Genomic DNA, 11612 nt, shown 5'->3' on the forward strand with positions numbered 1-11612 from the left:
GCGGCGGCTGCGCCGCTCCCTGCTGCTCGTCGCGGGCTCCGTCGGCTCCGTCAGCGCCCTCGCCGAGGGCCTCGCCGGGGTCCGGCGCGCGGTCGAGCTCTTCGGCCCCCCGCAGCCCGGGCAGTAGGCCGGCGGCCGGCCTCGGGCCCGGCCTTTCCCGAGGCCCCTCAGCGGGACCTTCGGGTACCCGGGAGGGGTTTACAGGGCTCTGTGCGCTGGCCGAACCGGAGAGAAAGCTTCCATCCTGAAGGCAGTCCCGTTCCGGCGGGACCGACCGGAAGGTGGTGGAGGACGTGGAGGCCAGGGGTGACGAGTTGCCGCGGAGCGCCCCGGTTCCCGGGGGCCCCGACCCGCTGGGAGACCCGTACCTGCGGACACGATTCGCCCTGCCGAGCCGCCCCGGCACGTTCCTGCGCCGTGACCGGCTGGTCGAGCACCTCGAACAGGCCCTGCTGACCCCGCTGACCGTGGTCAACGGCAGCGCGGGGGCCGGCAAGACCCTCCTGGTCGCCGACTGGGCCGCGAACCTTGGGCGGCCGGTCGCCTGGCTCGCGCTCGATGCCGCGGTCGAGGGTCCGGGGATGTTCTGGGCCCATCTGCTCCAGTCCCTGAACGCCGCCGGTGTGCCGGCGCCCACCGCGGTCGGCTTCCCCACCGACGCGACGCGGGTGCCCCACACGCTCCTGAGCCGACTCGCCTGGGGACTCGCCGGGCGCGACCGGCCCGTCACCTTGGTGATCGACGAGTTCGAGCGGATGACCGACCCCGAGGTCGGGCGGCAGCTGGAGTTCGTCCTGCGGCACGCAGGGCCGGGACTGCGCCTCGTCCTCGTCAGCCGTACCGAGCCCCTCCTCCCGCTCCACCGCTACCGCCTCGCCGGTGAGATGACCGAGATCCGGGACGCCGAGCTGGCCTTCACCACCGAGGAGGCGGTCGATCTCCTCGAACTGCACGGGCTGTCACTGTCCGTCCCGGTGGCCCGGGCGCTGGTGGAGCGCACCCGGGGATGGGCGGCCGGCCTCCGGCTGAGCGCCCTGGCCGCGCAGTCGACCCCGGATCCCGAGCACTATCTGAAGGAGTTCGAGGCGGGGCGCAGCACGATCGCCGACTTCCTGCTGGCCGAGGTGCTGGAACGGCAGACACCGGAGACGCAGGACCTGCTGCTGCGGATCAGCGTGCTGGACCGCTTCTGCCCCGACCTGGCGGACGAGCTGACCCGGCGGGGTGACGCCGCGACGATCCTGGCCGCGCTGCACCGCGCCAACGCCTTCGTCGAGGACTTCGGGCAGGGCTGGTACCGGCTCCACCCGTTGTTCCGGGAGATCCTCCGGGCCCATCTGCGCCAACGCGCCCCCGGCCTCGAGCCGGAGCTGCACCGGCGTGCCGCGCACTGGCTGCGGCGCTTCGGCACGCTCCCCGAGATGCTGGCGCACGGCGCCGCCGCCCAGGACTGGACGTACATGGCCCGGGCCCTGGTCGAGGACCTGGCGATCGGACAGCTCTTCACCGGCCTCGGCTCCGCGGAGCCGGCGGACTGGTTCGCCGGAATGGAGGGAGAGGCGCCCGACCCGTCCCTGAACCTCGTCCGCGCCGCGTGCGAGCTGTCCCGCCCGGCTGTCGACGGCGGCCTGGCGTACCTGCGCCGCGCGGCGGAACAGCTGGAGGCCGGCGACCGCGGCTCCCCGGCGGCCCTGCTGAGCTGCGCCCTGCTCGAGGCGCTCGCCGGACGGCTGGCCGGCTCGGCGCACCAGGCCGAGCGCGCCACCCGTTCGGCCCAACGGCTGATGCCGCAGCTGCCCTCCCGGCTGCTGGACGGGCATCCGGAACTCCCCGCCCTCCTGCTGACCCACGTGGGCTCCGCGCGGCTGTGGGCCGGACACCTCGACGAGGCCCGGGCCGCCCTCACCGCGGTGGCCCGCGGTCCCCGTACGGCGTCCACGGTCCTCCCGCGGATGGAGGCGCTGGAACACCTGGCGCTCCTCGACCACCTCAACGGCCGGCCGAGCGCGGCGGAACGCAAGGTCTTCGCGATGACGGCCGAGGCCGAACGGTACGGCCTCGCCGAGCCGTCGGGCTCCGGGCTCGGACAGCTGGTGCTCGCCGCGGTCGCCCTCGACCGGGACGAGGTGGACCGCGCCGAGGCCCTTCTCGCCCGGACGTCCGACCAGCCGCCGGCGGACCCGGTGACGGCCGCCGTCAGGCGGGCCGTGACGGCCGGCGTGCTCCTGGCCCGCGGCCGTGCGCGGGAGGCGCTGGCCGTCGCGGCCCGGCCCGTCCCCGCCGCCGAGGCATCGCCCTGGGCGCAGGGCCGTGCCGCCCTGGTCGCTTCGGAAGCCCATCTGGCCGAGGGCCGCCCGGACGCGGCCGTCGAAGTCCTCCGCCGGGTCGCCGGCGAGCTGCCGGAGTGCGCCGTCGGCGCGGCGCGGGCCCACCTCGCCGCCGGCGACCCCGGCACGGCCCTCCGCCTGCTCGACGGCCTCGCGGCCCATGGGAGCGCCGGCCCGGGGGTGTCCGTACCGGCCGCGTTGGTACGGGCACGGGCGGCGGTACTGGAGGGGGACACCGCCACCGCCCGCAGGACGGTCGCCCAGGCTCTCGCCGAGGGCCGCCGCGAGGACCTCAGGCGCGCCTTCCGGACCGCCGGGCCCTGGATCGCTTCCTTCCTGGCCGAGCCCCCGCTGCGGGCGCAGGCCGCCGGATGGCTCGTACCCGGATCCGGGTCGTACGACGGGACGGAGCGGGGCGGACCCGGAACCGGACCGGACGCGCCGCTGGAGCAGCTCAGCGGACGGGAGCGCGAGGTCCTGGAGCGGCTCGCCCGGGCGATGTCGACCGAGGACATCGCCGCCGACCTGTACGTGTCCGTGAACACGGTGAAGACCCACCTCAAGAGCGCCTACCGGAAGCTGTCGGTGCACCGGCGCAACGACGCCGTCCGCCGCGCCCGCGAGCTGCGGCTGCTGTGACCCGGCGCCGGGCACCGGAGGGCGCACCCGTCCCGCCGCCCTTCCTCACCCGCACCGGGTGAGGCGGCCGGTGACCGTTTCGGATGTGATGGCGGCGAGGGTGGGCTCGACCTTCCGCTGCCGCTGACACCGGCGGCCAGGCCCGGCGAGGTGGCGACCGTGAAGAAGTGGCGCGCTCTGATCGTGCTGGGGACGGCCCAGTTCCTGATGGTGCTCGACACCTCCGTCATGAACGTGTCCATCAGCCAGCTGGTCGAGGACTTCGACACCGAGGTGACCGCCATCCAGGCCGTCATCACCCTGTACGCCCTGGTCATGGCCGCCTTCATGATCATCGGAGGCAGGATCGGGGACATCCTGGGCAGGCGCCGGGTCTTCCTGATCGGCATGGCGGTCTACGGGGTCGGCTCGGCCCTGACCGCCGCCGCGCCCACCCTCTGGGTCCTGGCCCTGGGATGGTCGGTCATCGAGGGGCTCGGCGCCGCCCTGGTGCTCCCGTCCATGGCGGCCCTCGTCGCCGAGTCCTACCGGGGCCGCGACCGCTCCGTGGCGTACGGCGTCGTGGGCGGCCTGGCCGGCGCCGGCATCGCGGTCGGTCCGCTGCTCGGCGGCTGGGTGACGACGTACCTCACCTGGCGCCTGGTCTTCGCGGGCGAGGTCGTGGTGGTGCTTGCCGTCCTGCTCGCGCGGCGGGCGATCCCGGAACCGGCCCCGGTCGGCCGGCGTCCCGGCCTGGACGTCGTCGGCGCCGCCCTTTCGGCGGTCGGCCTGGGCCTCGGCGTGCTCGGCGTGCTGCAGAGCGGCACCTGGGGATGGGTGGAGCCGCGCAACCCGCCCTTCACCGTCTTCGGGTTCGCCCCCACGCTGTTCGTGATCGGGGCCGGGGTGGTGGTGCTGTTCCTCTTCCGGGTCTGGCAGGAGAGGCGGGAGGCCGCCGGCGCCGACCCCCTGGTCCATCTGGCCCTGTTCCGCAACACCACCCTGCGTTCGGGCCTGATGACCCTGCTGAGCCAGAACCTCATCCTGCTCGGACTGTTCTTCACCATCCCGCTCTACCTGCAGGTGGTGCAGGGGCTCGACGCCTTCGAGACGGGACTGCGGCTGCTGCCGGTCTCCGTCACCATGCTCGCGGCCTCCCTGGGCGCGGCGAGACTCGGACGCAAGCTGGGCCCGCGGCGGATCGTGCGGACAGCCCTCGTCCTGCTCCTCGCCGCCATCGCCTGGCTCCTCGGCACCATCGACCCCGTCATCGACGACGCCCAGTTCTTCTCGGCCATGGCCCTCCTCGGCCTGGGCATGGGGCTGCTCGCCTCGCAGCTCGGCAACGTCGTCCAGTCCAGCGTCGGGGAGCGGGAGCGCAGCGAGGTCGGCGGCCTGCAGTTCACCGCTCAGAACCTGGGGTCCGCGCTGGGCACGGCCCTCATCGGGTCCCTGCTGATCGGGGCCCTGGCCCAGGCCTTCACCACGCAGGTGGAGGACGACCCGAGGCTCTCGGAGGAGACGCGCCTGCAGACGAGCGTCGCCCTGGAGGCCGGGATCAGCTTCGTCCCCACCGACGAGGTCCGTGCGGCGGCGGAGGACGCGGGACTTCCGCCCCAGGAGGTGGACGCCGTCACCGAGTCGTACGCCTCGGCCCAGCTGGACGGCCTCAAGGCGGCCGTCCTCGCGACCGGGGGCATCACACTGGCGAGCTTCCTGGTGACGCGCGGCCTCCCCGGTGCGGGCGGGGCCACCGGTGCGGAAGGGGCCACAGGCACGAGTGGGGCCACCGGCACGGGCGGGGCCGTGGCGGACGGCCCTGCGGGTGCGGGCCGCCGCCGGGACACCGAGGGGCCCACGCCGTCGGAGCCCGGTTCCGAGGGCCCCTGAGTCACCCGTGCAGGGTGAGGCCACCGGAGACGCGGAGACGGACCATCGCATCAGGGCCCGACCGGCCCTGTGACAGCCACCCCCACCACGGGACCACGGGAGGGGCAGATCATGCAGTACGAGATCCGGATCGACGGACTCATGTCGGAGACGCTGATCGGATCCTTCCCCGAGCTGGAGCACGTGATGATCTCCGGCCAGACGGTGCTGTACGGCCCTCTCGTGGACGAGGCCCACCTCTACGGCCTGCTGGCCCGCTTCCAGTCCCTCGGACTGCACGTGGTGGAACTGAGGCGGCTGCCGGAATGACCGAGACGGACCCCGGCGGAAGCCCGGCGGGAGAAGGAACCGGAAACGGAGCGAAGACATGGACACACAGATGTACCTCGCCTACGACTATCCGCTGCTGAGCATGTTCTGGACCATGCTCTGGTTCTTCCTGTGGATCCTGTGGTTCATCCTGCTGTTCCGGATCATCGGCGACATCTTCCGCGACGACGCCCTGGGCGGCTGGGGCAAGGCCGGCTGGATGGCGTTCGTCATCCTGCTGCCGTTCCTCGGCGTGCTCGTCTACGTGATCGCCCGCGGCAAGAGCATGGGCCGCCGCGAGATCGACCACGCCCGCGAGAAGCAGCAGGCCTTCGACGCCTACGTCCGGGAGACCGCCGGCGGCGGCACCAGGCCCAGCCGTGCCGAGGAACTCCACCGGCTCGCCGACCTCCGTACCCGGGGCGACATCAGCGAGGAGGAGTTCCAGCGGGCCAAGGCCCTCGTCCTGAACGACGACCGTCCGTCCACGTCCGCCGGCACCACCACGGCCCCTCGGTGAGACGGGCCGGGGAGAAGGAGAGACCGAGATGAACGCCACGCACACCGCTCACGCCTCGTCGGCGAAACACGCCTGGGCCGGGGGCCTGCGGTTCTTCGCCGCCGTCATGCTCTTCCTCGCGGGACTGTTCGGCATCTTCCGCGGGATCATGGCCATCGCCGAGGACGAGGTCTTCGTCACCACGCGCAACTACGTCTTCCAGTTCGACCTCACCGGTTGGGGCTGGGTCCATCTGGGCCTGGGCATCGTCGCCGTGCTGGTCAGCTTCGGGCTCTTCGCGGCGGCAGCCTGGGCGCGGTACACCGGCGTCGGCATCGCCGCGCTCGTGATCATCGCCAACTTCCTGTCGCTGCCGTACTACCCGTGGTGGTCCGTCATCGTGATCGTGATGTCCGGGTTCATCATCTGGGCCCTGTGCGTCGACCGGGGTGAGGACGTCGTCGGCCGCCCCACCGACGGGAGGCTGTCGTGAAGGACCTCAAGTTCGAGCAGAAGCGCTCCCTGACCCGTACCGAGGCCGCCGACCAGCTGGAGGCGCTCGCCGAGGCGCTCAGGGCGGGTGAGGAGGCGGAGGTCCCGCTGGGAGGCGGCGTACTGAGCCTGCGGATCCCGGAAGAACTCCGCAGCGAGGTGGAGTTCGAGGTCGACGACGGCGAGATCGAGCTGGAGATCGAGCTGAAGTGGCGGACGGACCGCGGCTCGCGCGACACGGCCGCCCCCGAGGGGAAGGCCGACGGGGCAGAGGCACCCGAACCGGAGCCCGGGCCGAAGACCAGGCCCGGGACGAAGGGGGCCGAGGCGAAGAAGACCGAGGCGGGGAAGAAGGCCGAGGCCGGGAGCGCGTCGCCCGCACCCGCCGCCCGGAGACGGAAGGCCACGTCACCGGCCAAGCCCAGGCGCACCGCCGCGAAGGCCGCGTGAGCCGGTCCCCGCTCGGGGGCGGGGTTCTCGTTTCACCCACTTGACCTGGCTGCCGTGCCGGTGCGGCCGGGCACGAGTTGGGTGGGAACCCCGACTCCCGAGAAGGATGACCGCCATGTACGAGATGCACATCGCGCCCGACGACTCCAGCGGACTCCTGGTCTGGCACGTGATCGCCAAACAGGCGGACAACAGCCTCTGTGGTCAGGCCGTCGACCGTGGTGCGGACGGGATGAGCACGGACCGGCACTGTCTGTCGTGCATGCGGTCCTTCCAGGAGCTGATGGCCGCGCGGGCCGACTCGTCGGCCGAGAGCCGGCCCGACGGCCTCACCGTCTGATCAGGCGGCGCGCCGTCGCCGCCGCCACCGCCGCCGTGCGCGAGTCCACGCCCAGCTTCGCGAAGATGTGCACCAGGTGGGACTTCACGGTCGCCTGGCTCAGGAAGAGCGCCTTGCTGATCTGCTGGTTCGAGAGGCCCTCGCCCACCAGCTGGAGGACCTCCAGCTCCCGCTTGGTCAGGGCCTCCGCCGGTGTCCGCATCCGGTCCATCAGCCGGTGCGCCACCGCCGGTGCGAGGGCCGACTGCCCGGCCGCCGCCGTCCGGACCGCCGCCGCCAGCTCCTCCGGCGGCGCGTCCTTCAGGAGGTAGCCGGAGGCGCCCGCCTCCACCGCCGCCAGGATGTCCGCGTCCGTGTCGTACGTCGTCAGGACCAGCACCTTCGGCCCGCCCGGGACCGTCGTGATCGCCGCCGTCGCCTCCGAGCCGTGCATCCCGGGGCCGAACTGCAGGTCCATCAGGACCACGTCCACATCACCGGCGGCGGCCAGCTCCACCGCGCGCTCGGCCGTGGCCGCCTCCGCGACCACCGCGAAGTCCGGCTCGGTGTCGAGGACCGCGCGCAGGCCCGCCCGTACCACCGGGTGGTCGTCGGCGAGGAGGAGTCGGATGGTCATGCTTCAGGCTCCAGTGGGGAGGGGGAGGGAGACGGCGACGGCGGTGCCCTGGCCGGGCGCCGCCTCGACGGTGAACGTGCCGCCCAGCGACTCCGCCCGCGAGCGCATCGCCGGAAGCCCGAAACCGCCGTCGGACGAGGGGCGTACGGAAGCGGGATCGAAGCCCAGGCCGTCGTCGACCACGTCCAGGGTCACCGACGCGTCCATGAAGGAGAGGGTGATCTCGGCCCGAGAGGCCGCCGCGTGCCGCACCGTGTTCGCGAGCGCCGACTGCGCGATCCGCAGCAGCGCCACCTCGTACGGGGTCGGCAGCTCGACCGGCGTACCGCTCACCGAGAAGCGGACCCGTGGCCCCGGCCCCCCGCCCGGCTCGCACAGGCGCTCCAGGGCCCCCGCGAGGGAGCCGTGCTCCAGGTCCGGCGGCGTGAGCGCCCGGACGAAGCGCCGGGCCTCCGCCAGGTTGTCCTGCGCCGCCTCGCGGGCCCGGCCGATGTGGCCCGCGGCGGGGGAGTCCGGCGGAAGCTGTCGTTCGGCCGCCCGCAACAGCAGCTGGATCGAGGACAGGCCCTGCGCGAGCGTGTCGTGGATCTCCCGCGCGAGCCGCTCCCGCTCGGCGAGCGTCCCCGCGTGCCGCTCCGCCGCCGCCAGCTCCGCCCGCGTCTCGATCAGCTCCTCGATGAGCCGGCGCCGCCGCTCGCTCTCCCGGTACAGGGCCTCGTAGCCGAGGACCGTCGCCACCGCGACCGCCGCACCCAGCAGCGGCCCGATGAAGACCCCCGGATTGAGCGGGGCTCCGTGTCCCACGTACGAGAGGATCGCCGCGCCCGCCGTCAGCACCACGGCCGGCAGCGACCAGCGCACCGGCAGCAGGTGCAGCTGGAGGAAGTACAGCGGGAAGGCGAGCCAGAGCGCCTCCGGGGTGACCCAGAGCAGCGCGAGCCAGGACGCTCCGAGGACCGCCAGCCACACCGCGGCGGCCCGCTGAGAACTCCGCACGGACGGCAGGTACGAGCCCGTCGCGTAGACCGCTCCCACGGCCACCGACAGCACCGTCCCGGCGGTCGAGTCCGCCCGTACCGCCGCCAGGACGAGCAGGCCCGCCATGAGGAGGTGCAGGCAGAGGCGCAGGGCGCGGAGAACGGGGGTGAGAGAGCGGGGATCCATGATTCCTCCAGCGTAGACAGCGGGAGACAATCCGGACTCAACCGAAAGTTTGATTATCTTCGTCTGCCGCTGGGGCCTGTGGCCAGCGAGTTCGCTGGTCAGAGGCCCTTTTCCCCTGAACTGACGGCCTAGTCAGGCCCCGGTCCGTCCGGGTTCAAACGGGGCCGCACGGCTACGTACGTAGCCACGAAAGTAGCCGCGCTCCTCGGGCCGGAGGTCAGGCTTTGGCCTGGTTGGGTGAACGGCAGGAACTTTGGTCCCAGGTCATCCGGCGGCTCTGCCGGCCCGCGGTAGGCGGGCAAGCCTCTTACGGCTTGTACCCCTCTGAAAGCTCACTGGACGCAAGCGAGCTTCTCGGCGTTGATCGATGCTCCGGCGGCGACCACGAAGAGGCGATCGAGGCGGCCGCAGCGCGGGCAGCTGGGCAGAAACACGCGCGTGAGAACGTGACAGCGGGGCGTAGGCCGGTTGTCGACCTACGCCCCGCTGAGGGATCTCTCAGGGGCGAAACGTGATCGCTGAGCCCGTTTGGGCCGTCACTGAAAGCCCCTGTCCCGGCGGGGCCGCCGCAAGCTGGACCACGGCCCCGGGACCGCGTCCATCAGGGACGGCCCGTCGCCAATCGCGGCGGGGGCCCAACCGCAGCACGCTGCGGTCAGAAGTCCTTCTGGAAGTCATAGGTGTACGGGCCTGACACGAACTTGTCCGTCGAGACCAGATCCGCCGTGATGGTGCGACCGGGCGGTACCTCGCTGGCTGACCCCAGGAGACTGGCGACATCCTTCCCGCCCTTGAACACTGTGATCGTGAACGTGTTGGTGCCGCCGTCCGGGTCATCTCCCGTGTAGGTGATGCGCGCCCGTCCGCCGAAGTCACCGAGACCGTTGTTACGCACCGTGATCGAGTCCAGCCGCCAGTCACCGCTTTCGATTGGAGGTTGCGTGCCTCCCTGAGGGGCCGCACTGGTAGGCGCAGGTGGCGGGCTGGAGGCGGGCGCGCTTGTTGTCGGGGACCTGGTAGTTGATGCCCCGCCGTCTTCATCAGTGCCGCATGCCGCGAGCAACACAGCCAGCAGGCCGAGCACAAGGATCCGTCTCTTCATCGCGGCCTCTCTCATGCGTGGGCAACAAAGCACGACCGTATGGCGAGGTGGTGCAGAGCACACTTTGAACGGTGCGGGCGGGTGAACTGGTCGGACCGAGCGGCCCCTCCTTCACTCCAGGCGAGGGCATCAGCAGCGGCGTGCTGAAGGGCCGTCTGGGCGACGTGGCGCTGTCACGCCGCCCTGCTGAAGCGCGAGGTCTGGGGCCGCGCCGTCAGGCCGGCAGCCACTGCCCCATGGGTATCGGCGTGGTCCTTCAGCAGGTGGCTGTAGGTGCGTCGCAACTGTTCGACAGAGTCGCCCACCCACGCACCCACAGTGTGCTCTGGGATGCCGTTCTGGAGGCACGTGGAGATGAAGGTGTGCCGCAGGTCATGGAAGGTCGGGAGCTTGCCTTCCTCGTCCTTGATGCCGAGCTTGCGCATGACGGGCTTCCACGTGCCTTCATTGAAGTCGCTCGGGCCCAGGATGTTGCCGCGAGGCGTCCGGAAGAGCGGGCGCACCGGGCCGCGCCTGCACTCGTTGATCGTCTTCCGGTGCTCCCAGAGGACGGTCTCTGCGACCTGTGGGGGGAAGCGCTCCACGTGCTTCTGCAAGGTCTCTATGAGGTACGGAGGCATCGGCACCATCTTCGAGCTGAGGTGCGGGCTCGTCTTGAGGCGGTCTACGAGGAGCCGCTTGTACCCGGTCTCCTTCGTCCTGAGTAGCTGCCGACGTACGGTGAGCAGCCCCTGCTCCCAGTCGATGACGTCGTCGCACACGCCGAACGCTTCTGCCTGCCGGGTGCCGCAGGCGAAGCCGAGCATGGGTATGGGGCGGTAGTGCTCTGGGAACTCGTCGTAGATTGCCCAGCACTCGTCTGGGCTGAAGACGTATGCCTTCGTCTCGCCTATGTAGGGCCCATCGACCTCGTATGTGGGGCTGGCGTCGATCTTCCCGTTCAGAAGGGCGTCCCTGATGACCATCTTGAAGACCCGCCAGTGGCTCGCCGCAGTCGAGTTGGCGATCTTCTCGTTGGACTCCATCTCGTGGACCCATGACTCGACCTGGGCCTTCTTGATGCTCCGGATGCGCTGGTTGCCCCAACGGGGATTGAGGTGCACTCGGAGAGTCGACTCGTACTGCACGACGCTGATCTCCTTGGCGCGGCGCCGGCTGAGCCAGTCGGTCGCCCACTGCCGGAAGGTGAGATCTGTTTCGACGGGTTCCGGTGCCAGGGCCGCGCCGGGAGCCTTCCCGTCCAGAATGGCCTGCGCCTGGGCTTCGGTCAGTCCCTTGGACTTGGGAATAGTGGCTCGTGTGCGTCGCCCCTGCTCGTTCGTGAGGTTGTAGGACCAGCTGTGCTTGCAGCCGCCCTTCTTGGGCCTGTTCTGGTCGGGGCAGTCGCACCGCTTGTAGACGGTGGGCATGCGTGCCACGGGTGGGGCCTCTCGTGGTTAGTGGTGGTCTCGGTTTGCCCTGGCCAGGGAGGTGAACTCTATGTAGGTTCGTTAGCGCCGGGTCAAGTCGGTGAGATCAGAGCGGAACTCGCCAGCAATTCCCGGCGGTGGGCTATCCGGTGCAAATGTTTAATTCATTCAGTGCGGCGATCGAGCCATGCTTCGAAATCGCGCTCGCGCACCCGGATGATTCGATCGCTGACGCGCACGACAGGTATTTTCCAACTCTTATAGTTGTCGAGCACGGTGCGCTTGTTGATTTCCATTCGCTCGGCGATTGTCTCGAAACTCAGCAGTGCGTTGGATCCGCCGCGAGCCATCGGTATTCCTCTTCTTCCGTGCGTGTCGGCTGGACCGGTCCAGCCG

13 protein-coding genes are annotated in these 11612 nt (G+C 71.2%); 8 read left to right on the plus strand and 5 right to left on the minus strand.

The features are described 5' to 3' along the window. From CCN56_RS44220 to CCN56_RS05150, 8 genes are all read left to right on the plus strand, one after another. Positions 1–127, plus strand: a 127-nt coding sequence (locus tag CCN56_RS44220) for a DUF5955 family protein (protein ID WP_256961766.1), incomplete at its 5' end; no start/stop codon positions are given. A 154-nt stretch (positions 128–281) separates the two neighbouring features. Beyond that, positions 282–2966: a LuxR C-terminal-related transcriptional regulator gene (locus CCN56_RS05120; RefSeq protein WP_373412828.1), complete on the plus strand. Its 2685-nt coding sequence runs from the start codon at positions 282–284 to the stop codon at positions 2964–2966. 159 nt (positions 2967–3125) lie between these two features. Beyond that, on the plus strand, positions 3126–4835 hold the full coding sequence (locus CCN56_RS05125; RefSeq protein WP_256961764.1) for an MFS transporter: 1710 nt from the start codon (positions 3126–3128) through the stop codon (positions 4833–4835). Positions 4836–4946: 111 nt separating this feature from the next. Beyond that, entirely contained in the window at positions 4947–5144 is a 198-nt protein-coding gene (locus tag CCN56_RS05130) for a hypothetical protein (RefSeq protein WP_030693005.1), read from the plus strand. Positions 5145–5202: 58 nt separating this feature from the next. Continuing rightward, positions 5203–5664, plus strand: coding sequence for an SHOCT domain-containing protein (locus CCN56_RS05135; RefSeq protein ID WP_086824028.1), 462 nt, complete (start codon positions 5203–5205; stop codon positions 5662–5664). A 28-nt stretch (positions 5665–5692) separates the two neighbouring features. Next, positions 5693–6136: a hypothetical protein gene (locus CCN56_RS05140; protein ID WP_086824030.1), complete on the plus strand. Its 444-nt coding sequence runs from the start codon at positions 5693–5695 to the stop codon at positions 6134–6136. Further along, complete coding sequence (locus CCN56_RS05145) at positions 6133–6585, plus strand: amphi-Trp domain-containing protein (RefSeq protein WP_086824032.1); 453 nt, start codon at positions 6133–6135, stop codon at positions 6583–6585. The genes CCN56_RS05140 and CCN56_RS05145 overlap by 4 nt, the downstream gene beginning before the upstream one ends. Before the next feature lie 115 nt (positions 6586–6700). Next, positions 6701–6925, plus strand: a complete 225-nt coding sequence (locus CCN56_RS05150) for a hypothetical protein (protein WP_086824033.1) — start codon at positions 6701–6703, stop codon at positions 6923–6925. Here the strand turns inward: CCN56_RS05150 and CCN56_RS05155 are convergent. The 5 genes from CCN56_RS05155 to CCN56_RS42495 form a co-directional block, all read right to left on the minus strand. Further along, positions 6915–7541: a response regulator transcription factor gene (locus CCN56_RS05155; protein ID WP_086824035.1), complete on the minus strand. Its 627-nt coding sequence runs from the start codon at positions 7539–7541 to the stop codon at positions 6915–6917. The two genes, CCN56_RS05150 and CCN56_RS05155, sit on opposite strands and share 11 nt — an antisense overlap. 3 nt (positions 7542–7544) lie before the next feature. Then, entirely contained in the window at positions 7545–8705 is a 1161-nt protein-coding gene (locus tag CCN56_RS05160) for a sensor histidine kinase (RefSeq protein WP_086824036.1), read from the minus strand. A 655-nt stretch (positions 8706–9360) separates the two neighbouring features. After that, entirely contained in the window at positions 9361–9822 is a 462-nt protein-coding gene (locus CCN56_RS42490) for a hypothetical protein (protein WP_143664430.1), read from the minus strand. A 158-nt stretch (positions 9823–9980) separates the two neighbouring features. Next, on the minus strand, positions 9981–11216 hold the full coding sequence (locus CCN56_RS05170) for a site-specific integrase (protein WP_086824040.1): 1236 nt from the start codon (positions 11214–11216) through the stop codon (positions 9981–9983). A 164-nt stretch (positions 11217–11380) separates the two neighbouring features. Next, positions 11381–11612: helix-turn-helix domain-containing protein (locus tag CCN56_RS42495; protein WP_218779394.1), on the minus strand; the 232-nt coding region annotated here is incomplete at its 5' end.

Source organism: Streptomyces sp. NRRL B-24572, from assembly GCF_002156145.1.
Classification (GTDB): domain Bacteria; phylum Actinomycetota; class Actinomycetes; order Streptomycetales; family Streptomycetaceae; genus Streptomyces; species Streptomyces vietnamensis.

Excerpts from the sequence above, each read along its gene's own strand:
- CCN56_RS05160 (WP_086824036.1), bottom strand. The coding sequence starts at position 8,705 with ATGGATCCCCGCTCTCTCACCCCCGTTCTCCGCGCCCTGCGCCTCTGC.
- CCN56_RS05170 (WP_086824040.1), bottom strand. The coding sequence starts at position 11,216 with ATGCCCACCGTCTACAAGCGGTGCGACTGCCCCGACCAGAACAGGCCC.
- CCN56_RS05150 (WP_086824033.1), top strand. The coding sequence starts at position 6,701 with ATGTACGAGATGCACATCGCGCCCGACGACTCCAGCGGACTCCTGGTC.
- CCN56_RS05155 (WP_086824035.1), bottom strand. The coding sequence starts at position 7,541 with ATGACCATCCGACTCCTCCTCGCCGACGACCACCCGGTGGTACGGGCG.
- CCN56_RS05140 (WP_086824030.1), top strand. The coding sequence starts at position 5,693 with ATGAACGCCACGCACACCGCTCACGCCTCGTCGGCGAAACACGCCTGG.
- CCN56_RS42490 (WP_143664430.1), bottom strand. The coding sequence starts at position 9,822 with ATGAGAGAGGCCGCGATGAAGAGACGGATCCTTGTGCTCGGCCTGCTG.
- CCN56_RS05130 (WP_030693005.1), top strand. The coding sequence starts at position 4,947 with ATGCAGTACGAGATCCGGATCGACGGACTCATGTCGGAGACGCTGATC.
- CCN56_RS05135 (WP_086824028.1), top strand. The coding sequence starts at position 5,203 with ATGGACACACAGATGTACCTCGCCTACGACTATCCGCTGCTGAGCATG.